The sequence below is a fragment of the Methylomonas sp. 11b genome (assembly GCF_000515215.1).
Classification (GTDB): Bacteria; Pseudomonadota; Gammaproteobacteria; order Methylococcales; family Methylomonadaceae; genus Methylomonas.
This window is the reverse complement of the sequence record NZ_KI911557.1, coordinates 1,090,727-1,112,700: the sequence shown is the minus strand read 5'-3', so window position 1 is coordinate 1,112,700 and position 21,974 is coordinate 1,090,727. Positions and strand designations below refer to the sequence as shown.

Sequence of the window (21,974 nt, the reverse complement as noted above, 5' to 3'; positions counted from 1 at the left end):
AGGAGAAAGTTTTTGACACAATCATTTTACGACTTAAGTTATTCTGATTTAGAAACGGTTATAAATCAGAATAATTTAAACCAATCGGTAGCGGGAGTTCTATTTAATTGGCATTATAAGAAAAAAGAAAGCATTCAATGTCGTGATAATATTTCAAAATCCTCATTGGCTTTTTTTGAACAACAATTCGACTTTTCTCTGCCGGAAATCGATTTAGTTCATGAGTCGTCAAAAGATCGAACAGTAAAGTTTCTGTTTAAGCTCAAAGACAATCATAAAGTCGAAACTGTCCTTATTCCGTTTAACAATAAATATTCTATTTGCCTGTCATCGCAGGTTGGCTGCGCAATGAATTGCTCTTTTTGTTTTACCGGAGAACAAGGACTTAAACGGAATTTGACTACCAGTGAAATTGTTGGCCAGTTTCTCCAGGCTTGGCGTTGGTTGGCAAGCAATAGGCCTGGAGAAGAGCGGATTTTAAATATTGTTTTTATGGGGCAGGGCGAGCCTTTACATAATTTTGATGCTGTTAAAAAAGCCTGTGAAATTTTTTTAGCGCAACACGGCACATCAATAGGTGTGCAAAAAATTACAATTTCAACGGCGGGTTATATTCCTGGGCTTAAAAGATGGATCCAGGAAGTTCCCGGGGTGAACTTGGCATTGTCGCTACATTCACCGTTCACTGAAAAGAGGAATGAGCTTATTCCCATTAATAGAAAATATCCGTTGGCTGAGGTATTAAGCTATATTGACGCGATACCTTTGCAAAAAAAGCAATTTATTACCTATGAATATATTCTGATAAAAGGTTTCAATGACTCTGCGGATGATGCTAAAAAATTGGGAGGGTTACTGGCAGGTAAACGTGCTTATATAAACTTAATTCCTTTTAACGCATTCCCTGGCTCACGTTACGAAAGTCCTGATTTGCATGAGGTCGAAAGCTTTAAAGCAGTATTAGATGAATTTAGAATCCCGACTTTAATAAGAGGCACTAAAGGCGATGACGTATTGGCAGCGTGCGGACAACTTAATTCTAAAAATTAAAAAATTCCTCCCTTCAATATTTCGGCAGGATGGCAATATGACAGCTGTGCGGACCAGCCATACACACCCGCTTCAGATTGCAGAAGTGCGTGCGAGTCCTGCGCATGGACGGATCGGCATTACTTTCTGCCCCGGTAAACATGACCATTTTGCGCACACGGGTGCCTGGGAACGCGACCTCGGTATCGATTTGGATGCCATCGCCGCTTGGGGGGCAAAACTGGTGTTGACGCTCGTCGAACCCGCAGAGCTTAAAGCCCTCAAGGTGCCGCAACTCGGACATGAAATTCGCAGACGCGGCATAGCCTGGTTACATCTGCCGATTGCCGACTTTTCCGTGCCTACTCAAGCTTTTGAACAGCACTGGGTCACGCAAGGCCGCGAGATCCGCGAGATGTTGCGGAACGGCGATGACTTGCTCGTGCATTGCAAAGGAGGTTTGGGCCGGGCGGGTATGATCGCGGCGCGGCTGTTAGTGGAATTGGGCATGGATACCGAAGAGGCGATCCAGAACGTTCGGCACGTGCGTAAGGGTGCCATCGAAACGCCTGCGCAATTGGCGCTGGTGCGTCGCACTAAACCCATCCCTTAAGCCGGGGAATATAGCGATACGTGCAGCTATGCCAACTATTGATACCACGACCATGCAACGGATTGGCGGGCAATTGGGTACCAATCCCGCAGGCGTTTTTCAGGACGGTAAAGGTCGACGCTACTACGTGAAAATCCTGGAATCTGCGGCGCATGCGCGCAATGAACTGATCGCAGCCAAGCTCTATCAACTGGCTGGAGCGCCCACTTTGACCCATGTGAGAACAATAGCGGCGGACCAGGTGGCGACAGAGTGGGTGGAGCTCGACAAGAAATGCATCGCTCATCTCAACGAAAGCGAACGCAAACAAGCTCAGCAGTGGTTTGGTGTGCATGCCTGGACCGCCAACTGGGACGCTGCCGGCTTCAATGGCGATAACCAAGGTGTTGTCAACGGCAAAGTGCTGACATTGGATGTGGGCGGCGCACTGGCATTCCGGGCTCAGGGCGATCCGAAAGGCAAAGCATTCGGTACTCGCGTCGACGAACTCGATGTGCTGCGCCGCGATGCCGGCAACCCGCACGCCGTCAAACTCTTTTCCGACATGAGCGCCGACGACATCAAGCGGGCTATAAACGTGGTGGTACGGATTCCGGACGAGAAAATTCGCCAAGTCATTCTTGGCAGCGGCGGTACCCATGCGTTAGCCGACAAAATGATTGGACGCAAAGCCGATATGGCTGGGCGCTAGTCTATTTGTGCGGAAGAGTTAATGGATTAGTTACGAGCGTCGAAAACGCGCCGGTTGGGGGCACTGTCCAATTTCAATAGGTGGCATCCTTTGGACCTCCGACTGTCCGGTATTTGGCAAAAAAATGACATTATCGCTGCCTCATCCCGGCGAATGGTGGTCAGGCAGGTGAGACAACTGTGCCGACATTCTCAAAGTAATAGCAGTCATTGGCGATTTTGTGTCAGCAAATCCGAAGCAATATCCCCCAACTTCTTCAACGCTTTTTCTACCCTGTCGTTCCAAGGTACGGCGCAACTCAAGCGAATGAAATTGCCGAATTTCTTTTGTGTGGCCGAGAACAAGGGGCCGGGGGCGATGATGATGTTTTCCTGACTGGCCCGGCGGTGCAGTTCCATCGCATCGACGCCGGTTGGTAATTCCACCCACAAGGCAAAGCCGCCCTCCGGTTGAGTAACGCGGGTGCCTTCGGGGAATAACAGGCTGACGGCTTTAACGGTCAATGCCACGTTGCGGGCATATTCCTGACGCACCTGCCGTAGATAGCGGTCGTAACCGCCTTGTTCCAACATGTGCGCAACTATCAGTTGGTTCAGAGTCGGCACGGCTTGGTGTTTCATGTATTTCAGATTTTCCACCCGCGCCATGTGGCGGCCCGGCACCAGCCAGCCCACACGTAAGCCTGGCGACAGGGTCTTGGCGAAGGAATTGCAATACAACACCTGACCGTTCCGGCTCCAGGCCTTGCAGACCGATGGTCGCCGCAAGCCAAAGCCCAGGTCGCCGTAGACATCATCCTCGACCAATGGAATCTGATGTTCTTCGAGCAGAGCCACCAAGGCTTGCTTGCGTTCGTCGCTCATGCACGAGCCGAGCGGATTGTTGTAATTGGAGACAATCAAACAGGCTTTGATCGGCCATTGCTCAATAGCCATTTGCAGCGCATCCAACGACAGACCTTCGCGCGGATGCGTGGGGATCTCCAATGCCTCCATGCCGCAGGATTCAATGACTTGCAATAAGCCGTAAAAAGTCGGCGATTCGATAGCGATCAAGTCGCCAGGTTCGCAAATAGCCATTAATGCCAGCCTGACCGCCTCGCGCGCACCGTGGGTCACCACAATGTCGTCCGGGCTGTCGGCGCATTGCAATTCCACCATGCGCTTGGCGATTTGTCGGCGCAGTTCCTGATTACCCAGCAATTCGTCGGCGTCGAAACAGCGCTTACCAAAAGAGCGCGCCACCTTGCCGGTAGCCTGTTGCAGGGCATGGGTGGGTAAAAAATCGGCATGCGGTACAGAAGAGCCCAAGTTGATCTGATACGGGTCTTTGGCCGCACGGAGAATTTGCCGGGTTAGCGATTGGCCGGTGACTTTGGCGGGTGTGACCGGCGCATCGGAAATGTCCGGCTCCACAATCGCCTGCCGACGGAAGCTGCTGACATAGTAACCGGAACGCAAGCGCGCTTGAATCCTACCGCTGTCTTCCAACAGGCGATAGGCTTCCAGCGCTGTCGAAACACTGACATTCAATTGCTGACTCAGCTTCCTGACCCCTGGCAGTTTTTCGCCTGGTTTGTAAACACCCTGCTCGATATGCGCAATCACCGTATCGGCGACGGTTTCGTACAAGTGTTTCATGTTTTTATCCAAGTTAATCCTTGCATTTGCGCTGGGCATTGCTTGTTTTGCTTCGATCAGCAAGCGCCATTATAAAGGCAACTGTGCGCTTGCCTGACCAAACCGCTCACTAGCGCCTAAACCTCAGCCGCTTCCTTAACCGCCAATTTACGCTGAATCACATCCGCCAAATACTCGGCATCATCGGCAATCCCCAGGAACCGTCCGGAACCCCAGGTATGCAACCAAGGCAAACCGATAAAATACAAACCCTCCACGTTGCTGACGCCGCGATCGTATTGCGGAAAGCCGCGGCCGTCGAAGGCAGACAGTTCTATCCAGCGATAGTTTGGTCTAAAGCCAATGGCCCAGATTATACTGGTGATGTTTTCGGCATCGGCGTCGATGCTGGTAGGATCGAACTCTGGTTCCCAGACTTTGCGGAACGGCGGTTCGACCGGCGCATCGATATTGTGTTCGGCAATGTAGCGGTCAATGTCGTTGCGGATATTGACGTAGATTTCGTCGGCATCGTCCAGGTTTTTGGTTAAATCGGGTAAAAATTCCAAGTTGCTGCCGTCGATATTGGCCATGCTGCCGTAAAGTTTCACGCCTTCCAAGGCAAATTTCCGCAAGTCGATTTCGTGACCGCCGCTACGCCCGGTCAAGTAATGATTGGTTTTATGCTTGGCTTCGTCGCCCAAGGGATGGCGGTCGATGGTCAATTGATAAAAGCCTAGGTCAAACAACCATTCCGTGGTTTCGCGGCCGCGATACACGCGCGGCGAACGCGGGGCGCTACCAACGGCAAGATGCACCTTGCGACCGGCCAGATGCAGGTCTTCCATCAACTGCACGCCGGATTGGCCGGTGCCGACCACTAACACTTCACCTGCAGGCAGTTGCTCGGGGTTGCGGTAATTGATCGAATGAATCTGGGTGATGTGCTTGGGCAGACTGTGCGCATAGTCGGGCACGATAGGAATATCGTAGCCACCGGTTGCCACCACCACGTGGTCTGCGGAAAACTCACCTGCCGAGGTGCTGACATGTAATTGGCCTTGCTCACCCCGCCATACTCGATTTACCGCTACACCTTCCATGATGGGCGGATTCACTTTTTTGGCAAAAGCTTCAACATAAGCGACGATTTCATCTTTCAGCATAAAGCCTTGCGGATCATCACCCTGATAAGGAAAGTCCGGCAATTGGCATTGCCAGTTTGGGGTGACCAAACAAAAGCTGTCCCAGCGGTCGTTACGCCAGGCATGGCCGATACGGTTTTTTTCGAAGATGATATGGTTAATGCCGTGTTTTTGCAGATTGTAACTGACGGACAAACCGGCCTGGCCGCCGCCGACGATAATCGTGTCATAGTGCAGGCGGGTGTTTTCTGATTTTTGTTTCATGGCGTCCTCGTTTTGGTTTTTTGCTATTCGCGTTGAGTGGGTGTGTTGTATTTGTCTATTCGATGAACTCGGTCACGCTGACCTGGGGATTTTCACTTCCCAAAAATTGGCTGGCCTTGGCTTCGATTTCCGCCAATTGGCTCATCGCGCTGGAGCAGGTGTAGCCGTATTTCTGCCGCACCCGCTCGCTGGCAATTTCCAACGCTTCGCGGCTGTGCTTGACGAATTCCGGCAAGGGATAAGTCTGTCCGGGCTGGAAATAATCCTTGATCACCAATGACGGCGAATAACACAGGCTTTCAGTCTGGTCCGGCCAGCGGACGCGGAAGCGCATTTCAGGCATGTTTAGTTCCTTTGGCTTTGATGAGTGAACGGTAAATTTCAAGATGGGTATGTGCTGATTGCGCCCAGGAAAATTGCTCGCTTAAACGCCTAGCGATAGTTGGCAGGCTATCCGTGGGGAAATCATCGACGGCCGTCAGCATCGCGTTTGCGATCACAGCGCTGTCTTCCGGGTCAATCCAGATGCAGTCCTGATATTGCAAATAATCGGTAAACGGCGGCCGCAGCGAAACGATGGCCGGCGTGCCGGAGATAATGGCCTCCAGCACCACCAGGCCAAAACCTTCGGTCAATGATGGAAACACCAGTGCGTCAGCCAGACGAAACAAACTCGGCATGTCCGCATCGGGCAATGGGCCGGTGATGAGCAAAGCTTGGCCGGGGCCATCCTGAATACCGCTCTCGGCGACGGAGGCGTTGAACTGTTGGCGGTAGTTGCTGTGGTCTAGTAGGCTGGCACCGCCGACGATGATCAACTGCGCATTGGGGCGCTGCTGCAAAACTTGGCGGAATGCGGTGAAGATGCGCAAGGTGTTTTTGCGCGCCTCAATGCCGCCGACTGCGAGAAAGATCGGCCCGCCCCGTGTCAAACCTAACAATTGGCGCAGTGCTTCGTCATTAGCTTGTGGTGTGGGCGAATAGCGTTGAGTATCAACGCCGTTATTGACTTGCACGGCGGTAACCCGATGCTGGATATGCAATTTGTCCTGCCAATCACGGCTGACGCACAAGACTTGTTGCGCGGCCAGGAACGAACGGCTTTGCCAGGTCAGCAACGAAATGTCGTCGAACCGATCCAGATGATGCACGGTGCGAACAAAGCCATTAATGATGCCGCGCTCGCGCAGTTCGGCCATCGCGCAACCGCTGATAGCATCTTGAGCATGGTAAATATCGAATGTCTCAGCATTGGGCTGGCTGAAGTAATCGAGATAAGCCTGAATGCGTTGAGCAACAGCAGCAACCAAGTCGCCACTCAAGGCGGGTAGTGGTATCAGGGTTATGTGGCAGCGTGTGGCGCGAAAGAAATTCTTGCCGAGTTCCGCGCCGGCGATCAAGGTCACATCGTGCCCCAAGTCCTGCAAGGCTTCCGCCAGTTGCATGGCGTGTACCACACCACCGCGTGGGTTAACAGAATGAGTCAGCATGGCAATGCGTAGTCTTGGCATGACTAGTCCTGCCGTTTTGGGCCGCAGCCAATCAAAGCTTCGCTGTGTAAATCCCAGAGTAGTTGTTCTTCGTCGCCGGCTTTAAGCCGTAACTGACCGCTATCATCAGTTCTGCCGATTGCCGCGCACGCAATACCGCGTTGCTTAAACAGTTCAATCACGGCTTCGGTATCATGGGTATCGACGCTCAGCACGAAGCCGTAGCTGGGAAAGCAGCACAACCATCTTTCCAGATCGATATTGCTGGGGCGGGGAATCGCGTTGATGTCGATCACGCCGCCCAAATCGGAGCACTCCAGCAGCATCAACAGCGTGCCGATCACGCCGGCATTACTGATGTCCTTAGCCGACGCGCATAATTCAGTTTCAGCCAGTGTTGGCAAAAGCTCTAAATCCTGGCGCAGACGTTCGGGCGGCGCGCCGGTGCTGGCGTCCCACCAGAGATACGGTTCCCGAAAATGGCCGCGCAAATCAATAGCCGCTAACAGAATTTGCTCGGGTTTGGCGGCAAAGCTGCTCAATAGCCGTTTGGCACGGCCCAGGATGGCTACCGAGAATTGCGGAGCATCGTTTCTTAAATTGGTATGGCCGCCGACCACTGGCACGCCGTAGACGTGCGCAGCGGTTGTCAGCCCCTCCAGAATCGGTTTGGCTTGGTTTTCGCCGTTGCTCCAGATGGCATCGACGACGGCGATAGGCCGACCGCCCATTGCATAAATATCGCTGACATTGACCATTACCCCACAATAGCCGGCAAACCAGGGCTGGCTGGCGACAAAGTCATTCAGATAGCCTTCGCAGGCCAGCAATAGATAGCCGTCAGCATCGGGAATGGCAGCGCAGTCGTCGCCTAATGCAATCTCCGCACCGGCATACTGAGGCAATTGCTTCATCACCAAGGCAATATCGCGCTTATGCGCCAGCGCTAAGCCTTGGCGGATTTTGAGCGTTAAATCAGCGAGCCAAGTCATGCCGCAACTCGATTAGTCGTAACAAAACCGATAGCGCCGTCCGCATAAGGCGGATACCAAGCCAATTCGGCTTGCATCAGATAATGCGGCCTGCCATGCACGGAGATTTCCTCTAAGGATTTCCAGTGCAGGCGGCGGAATAATAGTTGGTTTCGACTTTGCACCTGTGCCAGAAAGCGGGTGCAGCCCTGAGCGTGCGCTGAAGTGACGGCCAATTTGATCAGCGCCGCACCGAGACTGCCTTGTTTACGATAGTCTTGATCCACCGCCAACCTCGAGCCCCACCAAACACCGGGTTTTTCCTGATGAATGCGCACGGTGCCTACTACCCGATCCGGCATACCGGCCACGCAGGCGATGGCGACGATGGGTGTGGCGATGTTGTCAATGTCGTCCAGATCGTCGCCGGCAAAGATACCTTGTTCCTCACAGAACACTGCCTGACGTAGCACCAACATTTGTTTACGCTCCCAATCCTCGGTGACGAATTTGATCAAGTAGGCGTTGGCAAAAAACGGTTTAAAGTTATCTACCCACATCTCACACCTCATAACTGGCCAGCGCCGAGCAGGCGCCGCATTTGGCGCAGCCGGCGTTCATGTCTTGGGATAGCAGATTTGCCTGCTTCAGCATCGCGCCCAATGGCGGCAGGATTTTCGCCATAAAGCCTGGCGTCGGCGCCGGATGGTTTGCCAAGGGCGTGCCGGTGATGGGTACGAAGGGCACGACAAAGGGGTAAACGCCTTTGGCTATCAACCGTTCGGAGACCGACAAAATCGCTTCCGGCGTATCTCCCAAGCCAGCCAGGATATAAGTGCTGACCTGACCGCGACCAAATACTGCCACCGCGGCATCGAAGGCATCCATGTAACGCGCCATCGGCACGCTGGCCTTGCCGGGCATGATGCGGGCGCGCACTTCTGACGTGACCGCTTCCAGATGCATGCCTAAGCTGTCTATGCCAGCAGCCTTCATCCGTTCGAACCAGATGTCGTCCTCCGGCGGCTCGCATTGGCCTTGAATGGGTAGATCGACTAACGCCTTAACGGCTGCAGCGCTTTCGCAAAGCAGCGCCGCGCCTCTATCGGTTAGATTCGGTGTACCGGTGGTCATGACCATGTGTTTGACCTGATCCAGTTCGACCGCTGCTTTCGCTACCTCGGCCAGTTGTTCCGGCGTTTTACGTAAAATGGTTTTGCCCGCTGCAAGTGATTCGCCGATGGCGCAAAACTGGCAGGAGGTTTTACGGTTGCCATAACGGATGCAGGATTGCAGTAGCGTGGTCGCCAATACATCGGACGAATGCAGCGTGGCGATCTGCGAATACGGGATGCCATCGGCAGTCTGCAAATCGTAAAAACGTGGCTGGTGGGGAAATTCAATATGGCTGACTACTACGCCATCGCGACGAATCTCGCTGATGCCGTGTATGTCAGGCCGACTGGCGACGAACGGCGACTCGCAAGCCGAAACGGTAGCAATCGGTATCATCACGGTTCGGCCAGCCAACTTAACGGCTTTGTGATCGGAAGGACCGGCGCCACCACGGCGGCCGGTTACGCCGACTTCACTGTCTTCCAGGCGTAAGCCTAAGGACTGCAGATCGGCGATCAGCTCTGCCAGACCAACATTAGTTTGTGTTGATAGCATCATCGCGTTCGCTCTCTTGGACGGGTTGAGTTGAAACGGCTGGTCGTTCGCTGAACATAGGTGCCGCCGGCCTGTCGTCAATGCGCAGGCTAAGTAGTTCCGGCCTAGCGTAATGGCCGACCGCATCCATCATGCGTTTGCGTTTGGTGATTAAATTCATATCCAGATCGGCGATCAATATGCCTTCACCTTCGCGCAAGGGTTCGACAACATGCTGACCTTCCGGCGAGATGATGGCGGTGCAGCAACCGCCGCGCAGGGCTTTTTGCAGGCCAGGATCAGTGGTCACCGTGTCAATTTGTTCGTCACTGAGCCAACCGGTGGCGTTAACTACAAAGCAACCGGATTCCAAGGCATGGTGGCGGATCGTGACTTCAATTTGTTCGGCAAAAATCGGCCCAACCAATGAACCGGGAAATTGGCTGCAATGGATTTGTTCGTGCTGGGCCATCAAGGCGTAGCGGGCCAGTGGGTTGTAATGTTCCCAGCAGGCCAAAGCACCGATGCGCCCTATGCCGGTTTCTACGACCTTTAAGCCCGAGGCATCACCTTGACCCCAAATCATGCGTTCGTGATAAGTCGGGGTGATCTTGCGGCGTTTCAGCGCCAGACGGCCGGTTTCGTCGAATATCAATTGCGTGTTGTACAAGCTGCCGTGGTCGCGCTCGTTAATGCCCAACACCACCACAACGCCGTGCGCCTTGGCTTGTGCGGCAACGGCATCAGTTATAGGTCCCGGCACCGTCGGCGCGAAATCGTAAAGCTTCAAATGCTCACGGCCCTGGGCGACCGGCGGCAGTACGAAAGAAAAATAGGGGTAATACGGCACAAAGGTTTCCGGGAATACCACGATTTGTGCACCTTTCGCGGCGGCGTCGCTGATGGCCTGGCACACCTTGTCGCAAGTAGCGGTGGCGGATTCGAACACTGGCGCGATCTGGACGGCGGCGGCTCTGACGATAGTGGATATAGTCAAAACAAAATCTCCTGCTGCGAGTCAAAAAAAGCCCGAACCTAGGTTCGGGCGAGCACAGATGGCTGGAGGATTTACAGCGTCCAAGTATCCATAATGAAAGCGTTGTCGCGCTGATGGATCAGCACAATATCTAACACGTCTAATGGGCTGATCGGCCTAATACCCGGCAACAAGCTGGGTTCGCCATGGCCGTACAAGGCTTGCAAGGCAAAGCGGCAGGCATAGACTTTGCCGCCTTCTTCGATGAATTTGGCAATTTGATTGGCGTAGTTTTGATGACCGGGGAAAGATTCGTCGCCCAAACGCGGAAAGCCGCGTTGCAGACCTAAAGTGACACCCGGACCATACAGCAGAATGGAGGTTTCGAAGCCTTTGCGTTGTAAACGGGTAGCTTGCAGCAGATTGACGAAACCGATCGACCCTTCGAAGGCGACGGTGTGAAATTTGACCAAGGCTTTCTGGCCTGGCTCTGCTTTGACATCTTCAAATACTTTTTCTTCGAAATCGACAAAACAATCGCCTTTTTGATGGGCCGGTAAGGTGACTGCGGGCATGGAGTTCTCCTGGATGTTAGTAAAAAATGCCCTGCATCGACGGGATGGATACAGGGAAGTATTTCTGGCCGCCAGCGTTGCGTGGTCGACGGTGAATACTTTACTAACCCAGGAAAAAGCCAAACAGATTCAGTTTGTGGCCTAATTTTTAAGTACAGATTGAGCTAAAAGCAATCTGTATGGCTTGAAAAAGCGCATAACTGTTATGGTTACATTTCACCAAATCATTAAATTTGCCGAGCGAGCAAATCAACTCAGATCATATGAGGTTTTGGCATGTGTAATTACTTGAGTAAATTTGCCCTCGAAACTTAGGGCAGATCTGGTTGGACGTTTCATAGAAATTCCTTCAGCGCTATCCATCGCTATTAACCCGACCCTATTTATCAAGGGTATTCCGTTCGGGCTGAGCTCGCCGAAGCCCAGGCTGGTGGCCCTTCGGTAAACTCAGTACCCTGGCAAAAGGCGAACAGCATTTAATGGCCGGGTTGATAATAACCGCCATTCGCGACCAGCGTAATCCTGCTTGAGTTGATGACGGTTCGACGAACGGGATCTGCAAGGGATAGTTGACTGGAATGCAGGACTGGTTTTTAGATCACAAACACAGGGTCGTCGTGTCTACTTGGGAATTTCACCAGGGTCGGTGGCGCGAAGCATGTCAATTTGGTGTTCCGCGCAAGTATCAGTTGGGTGCCGGCTGAAGCTCCGGATTGCCGGTTCTCGTCGCAGTAAACTCAACAGGCACATGCGCCGAATAACCGCCTTCAGTTTGCATCACAAATTTAATTTCATCGCCGGCCATTTTGCCTTGATAACGATGGATAGCCTCTTGTATGGGGCCTGATCCCAGCGATTCCGGAGTTTTGGTGATAAAGCGCAAGGTATCACCCGTGATTTCGCCTTCCAATATGCCGTTTTGGCTGCCGGTAAATGTAGCGCTGCCATATAGCTGCGTATCGCTACCGGCGAAATTAAAATTCTCTTGATAATTGGCGTTGGGCCAGTCATAAATGACCTGGGCTTGCCATACGCCGTTGATCGCCGGCCTCTGCTCCGCGCCGCTCAACAAATCCATCAGATTCCGGGTGGCATTGGTAAACGTCGAAAGGCCTATAACCAGGGTGCTGACGGCTATCAATAAGGACAACACCGGGTTGTTTTTGATTCGGGTATTGATTTTATCCAGGCGGGTTCTTGAGTCGTTCATGGTTTTAGTATCCGCAGCATTTGGCGTTTCGGTAGAAGGGGAATACTCAGCGAGGCTACGCTAGTCGTCACAGAATAAGCGTTTTGGCTGAAGTTTTCTAACCGTTAATGATTAAGCCGATCATGCTGCGATAGTACTCATCCCAAATGGTTGGGCTCCCGCTTGCTCGGAAGCGTCGGTAGTCTTGGGTTGGCTTAAGGAGTAGACAGCTTTCGCTTCACGCGCTGCCAGCCGATCACGATGCCGCTTACGCTAATCAACAGGCCGCCGACACTAAACACTATCAATAAAATATCCCAGATTGGCCGATGATTCAGTAACGGTAGCCAGTCCCAGCTGTGCAAGAAGGCAAATAGCCAGCGGCTGACACGTCTACCATCATCGAGTTTGCTGAAGTTGCCGGTGTACGGATCGAGATGCAGCCACGTACTGTCGGGGTCGGTGAATTCCAGACGTAGGATCGGCAAGCGTTTTTCGATGTGCCCGGTCATGGTATGCGCGGCGCGGCTGTAGTAATAAAAGTCGTATTCGCTTTACACGCTTTGCCTAGCGACTTTACTTCGATCCATTAGCCGTTCCGCCGCAGTTTGCAGTTCCGGCCAGCCGAATTTCTCGAATACCCGACCATTAGCCTGCGCCGCCTGAATGCGGCTGCGGCCCAGGCCGTCAAAGGCGATGTAATAGCCCTGACCGTTCAGTAAGCGCCACTCGATTTCCCGTGCTTGAAAGCCAGCCTCATGGAAGCGCGCCAAGGCCTCCGGCACGGATAATGGGAAGTAGTGCGGGGCAATTTCTCCGCCCATGTAGGCGTGGAGATTGGGTTTGGCGGCGGTGGAGTCGAATATCTTCCACGGATTCATGGAAAATAAGCCGCTCAATATCCAGGTGAAAGCGATTACACCGAATCCAAGACCCAACAAATGATGCCACCGCATCCAGACGTTGCGGTATGGGGTTTTCGTGCCGTGCTTGTACCGGCCTTTAAACCGCCAGCGCAGTAGGCCAACCGCGATGCCGAACAGGCTCAATATCGAACCGGCCAGCGCGGTGTAAATGATGATGTCGGCAGCGTAATTATCCAGTGCGCCGCCGCGAAACGGGTACAGCCAATGGATCCAGGCGCCCAGCCAGTTCCAGATGCGTTCGCTGCGATTGGCGTCGCGCACCACTTCGCCGGTAGTGTTGGAAATATAAAGCAGTGTGGCTGGCTCGTCGTCCATTTGCACGCAGTGCAGCGGGCGATGTTCGTCCAGTGCTTTCGAATGCGTCCAGGCGTCTTCATTGATACTGTCCAGATAATGGCCGTTGACGGTCGGCAGAAAACTGCCGGCTGATGCCAGCGCCTGGGCCGGCGTGACGTGATCGATACGGTTCCCGGTTTCGGCATCGACGGCAATTTGCTTTTTGCCGTAAGCAAACACATAACGCGGTACGCCGGCCACGCTGGTCAAGCGCACGCTATCCGGGCTTTTGGCGTGGCCGGTAGCGGCCAGTGCTTGCGCCAGGCTGATATGGCAGCGCTCCGCGGCCAAGCCCGGCAAGCCGCTCAGCCTTTCTTGCGGCGTTAGTTTGGGGTAGCCGATATACATCATCACTACCCCGGACACGAACCACATCGCCATAAACAGGCATAGCACTATACCGAGCCAGCGATGGCTCAGGTATAGATAGCGCTTGAACCTGGTGAGCATTAAAAGTCTACTTTCAATTCCATCATGAAGGTACGCGGTGCAGCGACAAAGAATAACGGCGCATTACCGCCGCTACCCCATTCGACGTATTGCTCGTCGGACAGGTTTTTAACCCGCGCGGTGACGGTGGCTTTTGGGTTAAATTTCCACGACAGTTGGGTATCGAATACCGCATAGGCCGGGGCTTTGATCAGGTTGGCGGTATCGACGAAGCGGTCGCCGACGTAACGCGATCCAAAATTCCATTGCCAATCGGCATCGAAATCCCAGGTTAGCCACGCGTTGGCCACCCATTTGGCGACATTGGCCGGCCGATTGCCTTTTCTTGACACCGTGCTGGTACCGACGGTTTCCAGGAACTTGTCGTACTGGGCATCGACATAGGCCATGTTGCCTTGTACGCTCCATTGATCGTTGAGTTGTACGCCGACATTGGCCTCCACACCGCCAGAGGACTGTGCACCTATTGGTAACTGCCGATTTCGGTCCGTCGGATCGGTTATTGATAGGTTTTTGCGTTCGATGTAGTAGCCCGCCAGCGTCGCCGAGCCTTTGCCGTCCCAAAAGTCGAATTTAGTACCCACCTCCGCTTGCCGGCCCGTGGTGAGGTCGAAGTCTTGCAGCGCGGCGAAAGTGCCGGTGGTCAATATGCCGGATGGCGGATCGGCCGCGGTGCTGTATTGCGCGTAGACGTTAAAGGTGGAGGTGATGTCGTACATCAGTGCTGCGCGCCAGGTCACAGCGGTCCAGCGGCGGCCGAAAGCTGCGGGGTTGGTGGCAGTTGGTGCAACAAAGGACGTGCGCAGATTCTTTGAATCCAAGCGTATGTCGTCCACCCGCACGCCGGTGATCAAATTCAGATCGGGCACCAGGGTCAGGCGGTTTTCGGCATAGCCGGCGACGGTATAAAGTTCGTTGCGGGCGTTGGAGATTGGTCCAGTGGCCAGAGGGTTGTCGTAATAAGTGCCGGTGCTGAAATTGTACGGGTTAACGATACTGACGGTGCCTGCCGAGCTTTCCATGCTGGGTGCGCGGGTTTGCTTATTGTAGGCAATGTCGACCCCGGCCGAGATTTTCGAAGGCAGGCTGAACCAATTGCTGCTATGCACGATTTCGAATCGGTTGCCGACCAGAGCCTGATCGTGATTTACCGCAAACGATTTATTACGGGTAATCAGGGTATTCGTGCTGTTCCAGTCGTAACCTTCTACGTTTAAGTACTGGCGATCTGCTTTGTAGTAATAAAAGGTGTTTTTCAATTGGGTGTTATCGGACAGTTGATAATCAACTACGTCGCGTAACCAAAACACTTGCTGATCGAATACCGAACCCGTGGCGTTATAGTTTTTATAGCGGGTGCCGGGGTCTATTTGCCCTTCGTTAGGGCCTAAACCCTCGGTGCCCCAAGGGACGATTCTACCGTTGACCACCGGATTAAGTACCGGCGTACCCCAGTAAGAGTCACGATCTTCCATCTGGTGCTCAAAGGCGATGGTATGCGACAGCTTGGAAGTGATGTCGCTCAATAAGGAAAACGACATCACCCCGGAATCGGCTTCCGTGTTGTCAATATAGCCCTCGGACCCCAAATAGCTGATGTCGGCTTGCAGCCAGTTATCCGTGTTGCCTAGCTGGCCGTTGAAACCATAGGACGCTCTGCGGTTTAAATATTCGCCCAGCGAGACCAAGCCGTGGTGTTCATCCGGGCCGCGATGCGCGATTTTACTGACATAGTTGACCGAGCCGCCTACTGCGCCTTGACCGTATAAGAATGTAGACGGTCCGCCCAACACCTCAACCCTATCAGTGATCCAGCTGTCGATGGGACGGGCGGCCACGACATCATATTGCACGGTGATACCGTTGAACAACTGGGTGATTTGTGCGCCGGTAAAGCCGCGCATCGATACAGAACCGGCCGAGCCGGGTTGCGACGATACGAGTATGCCGGGAGCTTTTTCCAAGGCTTCCTGCGTAGTCTGCGCGCCGCGTTTTTCGAATGTCGCCCGATCGATGATGGTGATTGAAGCCGGCGTCTCGCGAGGCGTCAGGCCCAAGCGGCTGCCGGTGGCGGCTTCGGTATCCAGTTGCGGTTTTTGGTTGGGTGGATTAAATGGGGCCGTTCCAGCGACGGTGACCGTATCCAGCGTAGTGGCAGTGTCGCTGGTTTGGCTTTGGTTGGCGGTTCTGGCGATTTTGGTTTTGCTGGTTGTCTCGCTGTTTTTTAGATCCTCGGTCGGCGATGGCTCGGCGGCGTTAGCGATGCCTTGCAGCGAAAAAAGCAAGGCAGCGACGCCTGCTAGTTGGCCGGTTTGGGCAACTGGAAAATCCTGTAACTTGGTTTTTTTCATTGTTTTTTAGTCAGGTATTTAGAAGTTATAAGGCTTTTCGGAGACAGCAAGTAGTGTGCCGAGATCTGAAGACCCAGAGTGGCGGGGAATACGGTAGATCAAGTGTTAATTTTTTAATTAATCTGTGTTAATTAAATAGGTCGGTTTGCGGTATATGGCTTTGTTTGCAGGCTTGGCGTTGATGCAGACGGCAAGTATCAGGACGCGGCTTGGCCGATATTGGATTTAAAGCCTGCCGGCCGGCAATGCTAAAATGTCGCATAGGCCGGCGCTGCGGGAAAACGCCAATATCGATAATTTAGCTAAACAATGGATTCAAGTATGTCGGGATTTTTTTCCAAACAACATAGCGTCGCGCAGCCCGGCTATAGCCGGTGGCTGGTGCCGCCGGCGGCATTGTCCGTGCATCTTTGCATCGGCCAAGCCTACGCATTCAGTGTGTTTAATGATCCGTTGACGCGAGTGATAGGTGTCGCTAGTTCCGCGCCGGAGGATTGGAAGCTGACGACGCTGGGCTGGATCTTCAGTCTGGCGATTGTGTTTTTAGGTTTATCGGCGGCGTTCGGCGGCAAATGGCTGGAAAAAGTCGGGCCACGCTTAACGATGGTCGTCGCGGCCTGTTGTTTTGGCGGCGGTTTTTTGATCTCTGCGCTGGGCGTGCACCTGCACGAAATCTGGCTGATTTATCTCGGTTACGGGGTAATCGGCGGGATTGGCCTAGGCCTGGGTTATGTGTCGCCGGTATCGACTTTGATCAAATGGTTTCCGGATCGGCGCGGTATGGCAACCGGCATGGCCATCATGGGTTTCGGCGGCGGCGCGATGATAGGCGCGCCCTTGTCGGTGCTGCTGATGGACCAGTTCAAATCGGCCGAATCGGTCGGGGTAGTGCAAACATTTTTGGTGATGGGCGGCCTGTATTTTTGTTCGATGCTGATAGGCGCATTGACCATCCGCATCCCGCCGCCCAATTGGCAACCGGAAGGCTGGACACCGCCGTTGGTGCAAAACAAAATGATCACCGACAAGCATGTGCATATCGACCAAGCCCTGAAAACCCCGCAGTTTTATTTGTTGTGGCTGGTGTTGTGTCTGAACGTGACAGCCGGCATCGGTGTGTTGGGTCAAGCCTCGGTGATGATACAAGAGATGTTTAAAGGCTCGGTAACGCCTGCTTCGGCGGCCGGTTTCGTCGGTTTGCTGAGCCTGTTTAATATGGGTGGGCGGTTTTTCTGGTCGTCGGCTTCGGATTTTCTCGGCCGTAAAAATACTTACTTTATTTTCTTCGCAGTGGGCGCAGGTCTATACGCTACGATACCTACCATGGGTATGACCGGCAATATGGCGCTGTTCGTGCTCTTGTACGCTTTGATCATGAGCATGTACGGCGGCGGTTTTTCCACAATTCCGGCTTATCTGGCGGATATTTTCGGCACCCGTTTCGTTGGCGGCATACACGGCCGCTTGCTGACGGCCTGGTCCACTGCCGGGGTGTTGGGACCGGTGTTGGTCAATTACATCCGCGAATATCAAATAAACCAGGGCGTAGCAAAGGCCGATGCCTACAACGTCACCATGTACATCATGGCCGGATTATTGGTGGTGGGTTTTATTGCCAATCTGTCGATACGGCCGGTACACGAGAAACATCACATGAAACACGGCGATTTCGACGAGCTGGATGGTATTTATCCGGCTGACGAAGCGGAACATTAAACACTGACAGGGCTATCCATGAATAACTCAGAAACCAGTAAATCTTCCAGCCCCTGGCTGTTGGCGGTATTTTGGCTTTATGTGCTGATTCCACTTAGTTGGGGGGTGTGGTCTACGTTGAAAAAGGCCTTGGCTTTGTTCGGCTGAGGTTTAATCCGGTTGTTTGGCGATAAATTCGTAGGCACCCACATCAAGCGGCCCTCGTTGCCAGCGTTTTTCGCTGGTGTGCGGGTGACGGTAGACAAATTGCGGATTAAGCGGAAACCCGTTGGCGGCAAATCCGAGCGTGATGCCCTGATCGATTGCCGGGGCGTCTGACTTCAGGCGGTAATCGTAATTAGCCGGATCGCTTAACACATTGGCCGCAGCCCTTAGGTCGTGGTTTTCCAGGTTTGGGCCAACAACTTCGGTGGCTTCGCCTATCAACAGATTGTTGATTAACATCGCTGTCGCAATGCTGTGATTATTTAGAAACGAGCCGCCGGGGTGATCGTTGACGAAGGTGTTGTTCACCAGATAAAGCTGTTGTTTCGGCTGGGTTTGGTTGTGTTCGGCGGCAAACGCCAGCATTGCGGCATTTTCGGTGTTTGCACCCTGATGAAACAGATTCCCAATCAGATAGCCGGCGCCGCCATCGGGTAAGTCCACCAGATAACTGGAGCCGTTACGTTCGTCGGTGATGCGATTGTAAAGAATATAGTTTTCCCTGGCCCGCGATTTGACGTTATGGCCGGTGCTGGCATCGTGGACATAAGAATTTTGCAGGGTAAAACGGCGGATATTGCCGATGTAGATGTTATGGCCCAGTTTGCCGTAGCGCGGATAATCGACGGTATTGTCGTTAAACTCCGAGTTTTCGATCACGATGTCGCTGTCAGGGTTAACGCCGGTCAAGATGCCCATCTGGTTGTGATGGAAATGGCAGTTCCTCAGGGTCAGATTGGTACCTTCGAAGCGGATGCCGGCGCCGTTCAGAGCCGGCGCGGTTGCACCCGAAAGTTCGATATTCTCAACGACAACGTCGTTGCCTTTTAGCACCCAAATCGCTTTGTCTTCCGCAGAATTGCCGAGCGCTTCCAGATGGGCGCCGCCTGCCAGTCCGCGTATGGTCAGCCGCTGCTGCGGCCAGCTGGCGATATCGCCCCGATAAAGCCCGGCATCGATACTGACTACATCGCCGTCTTTGGCCAGTCTCGCAGCGGCACTAGGCAGTTTAAGCGCGCGCTGCGGGCCGACTTGCCATTCGGTGCTGTGCGCCGGGAAAGCCAGCAGCAAACAAACAACACTTGTCAAACACCCCGAAAATATCAAGCGATGCATCCCGGCTCCTGGTGTGGACACCTGTAAAATTCGTTAATCCTGAGCGGTATATTCTGTCCGGTCGAGCAGCCCCTTACAAATGCGTCGGACTGAACTTGCAATATTTAAAGTAATACTTGACCCAGATGAGAGTATTATCCTGCTATCAGGCATATTTGCCAGACCTACGACTTGATTATAAGAATAGCTAGACGCTACAGGAGGACACATGGCTTCACTTGATATGCAAGGGGCTTACGATTTGAGCAATGCCAAAATCAACGAACTAATCACCGAAAGCGCCGAGGGCAATTATGCCTTGGGCATTATCAATCAAAAAACCAATAAGTTTGTCGTCAAATACGTGGGCCGTTCGGAAACCGACCTAAACGCCCGCTTGAAACAACACGTGGGCAGATATCCCAAATTTAAGTTTAGCTATGCCGCATCGCCCAAGGCCGCGTTCGAAAAAGTCTGCCAAAATTATCATGATTTCGGCGGCTCGAAAAAACTGCTGAATCATGTGCACCCGACGCGGCCAGCGGACGTCGATTGGAAATGCCCTTGCTGCAACGCGTTCGATTGAGTTTTTGAGCCGAGTATTTTCAAACCGCGGCTAATAGGTTGCGGAGTGATTGAAAAAGGCAAAACAGGCTTTTAAACTCTGTGCGGACTCCGGTGACATGAATTCGTTGAATTTGACGCCGTAGTGGTGTTCGCCATCCACGGGTTTGTGCCAGACCAGGGTGCAGGTAAGCTCCAGTGGCAGTTGGGATTCGTATTGCTGAATATTGTCGTACGGAATGCGCAGCTGAATAGTAATGGAGCTGTTTAGCGGGCAGGGCAGTGCCACGGGCAGACGCAAACAGGCGCCGGACATGCTGAAATCAGCGGTGACCCCGTCGAGAACCAAGTCGGCGATTTCCACATGTGCCAGCAAATAGTGGCTGCTGCGTGGAAATTTGCGGTGCTCGTTGGCGGCTGGTGTTGCCGTCCACTGCGCATCGAAGCTAAAGTGCTCCAGCATGGTGCGCATTTTTTCGGTAACTACATAAAGGTCGTCGCTGATGGTCCGGGTGATGTGCACTTTGGATTCGTTCTGGCCAAGCGCGTCGAATAAAGCGGTTACTCGGGTCTGCAATTGGTTGACATTCTCTAGTTGATATTTGGAAACCTGGGAGATTTGTTGCGCGGTGCCGGCGTTTTCCGCTATCTGGCCGACAATTTCGTTAATCACTACGCTGGTGGTTTCGGCTTTTTCCATACCTTGTTTGGTGGTCTGGATGATGGAGCCCATCGCGTGCGTGTTTTCTTCGATTATTTTGGTTAATTCGCCAATAATGCTGGCGATTTCGGCGGTAGCGCTGGAGGCGTTTTGCGCCAGTTTACGCACTTCATCGGCTACCACAGCAAAGCCTCTGCCGTACTCGCCGGCTCTGGCGGCTTCGATGGCGGCGTTTAAGGCCAATAAATTGGTTTGCTCGGTGATGTTACGGATCGTGGTGGTAATATCCTGAATTTGCCGATTGGCCTGGCGCAGTGCCAGGGTTTTAGCTTCCGCGCTTTCTACTTCTTTCACAACCCGGCGCATTTCATCAAGATTTTCGTTAACGGCGACGATGCCTTTTTGCGCGGTGTTTTGCGTTTCCTGGGTGCGGTGGCGGATTTCTACGGAAAAGCGTTCGACTTCTTCGGTCGTAGTACGTAGTTGTTCGGTAGCGGTTTTTACCTCGGAAGATCGAGCCTGTTCCGAGCGGTTGGCATTGGAAATGCCGCCGGAGATATTGGATATTTGGTAGGAAGACTGACCGATTTGCTTACTAACTGCATTGATCTCGCGCATATGGCTGGTCAGTTCCTGGCCCATCAGCTTCATAATAGCCAATAGACTGCTGGTATCGTTTTTCTCAGTGGCGACGTTGATGTCCAACTGACCCTTGGCGATACTGCCGGCAATTTTTGATGCGTAGCTGGGTTCGCCGCCTAATACGGTAAATAATTTTCGCGTCAGCCAGACATTGGCGGACACGATCAATAATAAAGCCAGGCCGGCAACCGTGGCGCTGACCGTAAACATTTGGTTTTGCATCTGATTTTGTTGCTGCGACGCGGCGTTGGCTTGTTGTTCCAAGGTGCCGGCAAGCTGATTGAGTTTGTCGGCCAGAATTTCCGAGGCCGCGTCGAAGCCATTCTCCGGGGCTTTCATGATCAGGTTGCCGGCTTCACGGCCTTGCTGAAAATAGGCGTTTGCCATGAGTTCACCGGTGGCATAAAGCTCGCTCACGGCGTTATCGGCGTCTTTAATCGCCGGTTTCTTGTCCGGCATCATCGCCAGTAAACTCGTCAGTTCCGCATGAGCGGCGTTTTTTTCCGCTAAGGCTTCGCTGTAATCGTCTTCACCGACCGCTGACGCATCGGTCAGAAATTGCTGGATTTGCACCACGTGATAGCGAACATTTTTAAACGCCAGAGTAGCGTTTACCAAGCGCTGCTTTTCGGTTTCCGCTGTTTGTAGTTTGCCGTGACTAATCCAGACAAATATATTGCCGACTACCAGCAGTAAAGCCACTGTGGCAGTCAATACCGTCAACAGTTTGCGTAATGAAAAATCCTGGGGTCCGGAGTGATTACTAAGGGAATCAAGCATAAGCGGTATCCATATATAGCAGAAACGTCAATGTGCG

General features: G+C 53.0%; 22 protein-coding genes. 7 read left to right on the top strand and 15 right to left on the bottom strand.

The features are described 5' to 3' along the window. The first annotated feature begins 12 nt into the window (after positions 1–12). Genes rlmN through METH11B_RS0105155 form a run of 3 tightly spaced genes read left to right on the top strand, consistent with a single transcriptional unit; the run spans position 13 to position 2,333 of the window. Entirely contained in the window at positions 13–1,050 is a 1,038-nt protein-coding gene (gene rlmN, locus METH11B_RS0105165) for a 23S rRNA (adenine(2503)-C(2))-methyltransferase RlmN (RefSeq protein ID WP_026601109.1), read from the top strand. Positions 1,051–1,087: 37 nt separating this feature from the next. Further along, positions 1,088–1,642 (top strand): cyclin-dependent kinase inhibitor 3 family protein, encoded by a 555-nt coding sequence (locus tag METH11B_RS0105160; RefSeq protein WP_026601108.1) that lies wholly within the window; start codon positions 1,088–1,090, stop codon positions 1,640–1,642. A 28-nt stretch (positions 1,643–1,670) separates the two neighbouring features. Further along, positions 1,671–2,333, top strand: coding sequence for a hypothetical protein (locus METH11B_RS0105155; protein ID WP_036275608.1), 663 nt, complete (start codon positions 1,671–1,673; stop codon positions 2,331–2,333). Positions 2,334–2,539: 206 nt separating this feature from the next. Here the strand turns inward: METH11B_RS0105155 and METH11B_RS0105150 are convergent, their stop codons facing one another. From METH11B_RS0105150 to METH11B_RS0105105, 9 genes are all read right to left on the bottom strand, one after another. Next, complete coding sequence (locus METH11B_RS0105150) at positions 2,540–3,973, bottom strand: aminotransferase-like domain-containing protein (RefSeq protein WP_026601106.1); 1,434 nt, start codon at positions 3,971–3,973, stop codon at positions 2,540–2,542. A gap of 116 nt (positions 3,974–4,089) precedes the next feature. After that, entirely contained in the window at positions 4,090–5,361 is a 1,272-nt protein-coding gene (locus tag METH11B_RS0105140; RefSeq protein WP_026601105.1) for an MSMEG_0569 family flavin-dependent oxidoreductase, read from the bottom strand. Positions 5,362–5,416: 55 nt separating this feature from the next. Continuing rightward, entirely contained in the window at positions 5,417–5,704 is a 288-nt protein-coding gene (locus METH11B_RS0105135) for an MSMEG_0570 family nitrogen starvation response protein (protein ID WP_026601104.1), read from the bottom strand. Further along, positions 5,697–6,872: an MSMEG_0565 family glycosyltransferase gene (locus METH11B_RS0105130; RefSeq protein WP_036275607.1), complete on the bottom strand. Its 1,176-nt coding sequence runs from the start codon at positions 6,870–6,872 to the stop codon at positions 5,697–5,699. The genes METH11B_RS0105135 and METH11B_RS0105130 overlap by 8 nt, the downstream gene beginning before the upstream one ends. A gap of 2 nt (positions 6,873–6,874) precedes the next feature. Next, a complete protein-coding gene (locus METH11B_RS0105125; protein WP_026601102.1) occupies positions 6,875–7,843 on the bottom strand; it encodes a sll0787 family AIR synthase-like protein in 969 nt (322 codons plus the stop codon). Continuing rightward, positions 7,840–8,382: an MSMEG_0567/Sll0786 family nitrogen starvation N-acetyltransferase gene (locus METH11B_RS0105120; protein ID WP_026601101.1), complete on the bottom strand. Its 543-nt coding sequence runs from the start codon at positions 8,380–8,382 to the stop codon at positions 7,840–7,842. Before METH11B_RS0105120 ends, METH11B_RS0105125 begins: the two co-directional genes overlap by 4 nt. Position 8,383: 1 nt before the next feature. Further along, positions 8,384–9,496 carry an MSMEG_0568 family radical SAM protein gene (locus METH11B_RS0105115; RefSeq protein ID WP_026601100.1) on the bottom strand — a complete coding sequence of 371 codons (1,113 nt, stop codon included), beginning with the start codon at positions 9,494–9,496 and terminating at the stop codon, positions 8,384–8,386. Further along, positions 9,474–10,469 carry a Nit6803 family nitrilase gene (locus tag METH11B_RS0105110; protein WP_026601099.1) on the bottom strand — a complete coding sequence of 332 codons (996 nt, stop codon included), beginning with the start codon at positions 10,467–10,469 and terminating at the stop codon, positions 9,474–9,476. The genes METH11B_RS0105115 and METH11B_RS0105110 overlap by 23 nt, the downstream gene beginning before the upstream one ends. A gap of 71 nt (positions 10,470–10,540) precedes the next feature. Beyond that, positions 10,541–11,023 carry an MSMEG_0572/Sll0783 family nitrogen starvation response protein gene (locus METH11B_RS0105105; protein ID WP_026601098.1) on the bottom strand — a complete coding sequence of 161 codons (483 nt, stop codon included), beginning with the start codon at positions 11,021–11,023 and terminating at the stop codon, positions 10,541–10,543. A gap of 13 nt (positions 11,024–11,036) precedes the next feature. Between METH11B_RS0105105 and METH11B_RS29935 the strand changes: the two genes are divergently transcribed. Next, on the top strand, positions 11,037–11,168 hold the full coding sequence (locus METH11B_RS29935; RefSeq protein WP_269319467.1) for a hypothetical protein: 132 nt from the start codon (positions 11,037–11,039) through the stop codon (positions 11,166–11,168). 540 nt (positions 11,169–11,708) lie between these two features. Here the strand turns inward: METH11B_RS29935 and METH11B_RS0105095 are convergent. The 4 genes from METH11B_RS0105095 to METH11B_RS0105080 form a co-directional block, all read right to left on the bottom strand. After that, positions 11,709–12,233, bottom strand: a complete 525-nt coding sequence (locus METH11B_RS0105095) for a hypothetical protein (RefSeq protein ID WP_026601097.1) — start codon at positions 12,231–12,233, stop codon at positions 11,709–11,711. A gap of 194 nt (positions 12,234–12,427) precedes the next feature. Continuing rightward, a complete protein-coding gene (locus tag METH11B_RS29380) occupies positions 12,428–12,724 on the bottom strand; it encodes a hypothetical protein (protein ID WP_026601096.1) in 297 nt (98 codons plus the stop codon). Between the two features lie 42 nt (positions 12,725–12,766). Then, positions 12,767–13,924 (bottom strand): PepSY domain-containing protein, encoded by a 1,158-nt coding sequence (locus METH11B_RS26215; protein WP_197026930.1) that lies wholly within the window; start codon positions 13,922–13,924, stop codon positions 12,767–12,769. Further along, positions 13,924–16,275: a TonB-dependent receptor gene (locus tag METH11B_RS0105080; protein WP_026601094.1), complete on the bottom strand. Its 2,352-nt coding sequence runs from the start codon at positions 16,273–16,275 to the stop codon at positions 13,924–13,926. The genes METH11B_RS26215 and METH11B_RS0105080 overlap by 1 nt, the downstream gene beginning before the upstream one ends. Before the next feature lie 321 nt (positions 16,276–16,596). Between METH11B_RS0105080 and METH11B_RS0105070 the strand changes: the two genes are divergently transcribed. Both METH11B_RS0105070 and METH11B_RS29930 read left to right on the top strand, forming a co-directional pair. Then, complete coding sequence (locus tag METH11B_RS0105070) at positions 16,597–17,991, top strand: L-lactate MFS transporter (protein WP_036276919.1); 1,395 nt, start codon at positions 16,597–16,599, stop codon at positions 17,989–17,991. An 18-nt stretch (positions 17,992–18,009) separates the two neighbouring features. Next, positions 18,010–18,138, top strand: coding sequence for an MFS transporter small subunit (locus METH11B_RS29930; RefSeq protein ID WP_268743562.1), 129 nt, complete (start codon positions 18,010–18,012; stop codon positions 18,136–18,138). Between the two features lie 3 nt (positions 18,139–18,141). Here the strand turns inward: METH11B_RS29930 and METH11B_RS0105060 are convergent, their stop codons facing one another. Further along, on the bottom strand, positions 18,142–19,311 hold the full coding sequence (locus tag METH11B_RS0105060) for a right-handed parallel beta-helix repeat-containing protein (RefSeq protein ID WP_026601092.1): 1,170 nt from the start codon (positions 19,309–19,311) through the stop codon (positions 18,142–18,144). A gap of 208 nt (positions 19,312–19,519) precedes the next feature. On the opposite strand from METH11B_RS0105060, the gene METH11B_RS0105055 reads away from it, so the two are divergent. After that, positions 19,520–19,876: a hypothetical protein gene (locus METH11B_RS0105055; protein WP_020481539.1), complete on the top strand. Its 357-nt coding sequence runs from the start codon at positions 19,520–19,522 to the stop codon at positions 19,874–19,876. 30 nt (positions 19,877–19,906) lie between these two features. Here the strand turns inward: METH11B_RS0105055 and METH11B_RS26210 are convergent, their stop codons facing one another. Continuing rightward, positions 19,907–21,937, bottom strand: a complete 2,031-nt coding sequence (locus METH11B_RS26210) for a methyl-accepting chemotaxis protein (RefSeq protein ID WP_026601091.1) — start codon at positions 21,935–21,937, stop codon at positions 19,907–19,909. Positions 21,938–21,974: the final 37 nt, after the last annotated feature.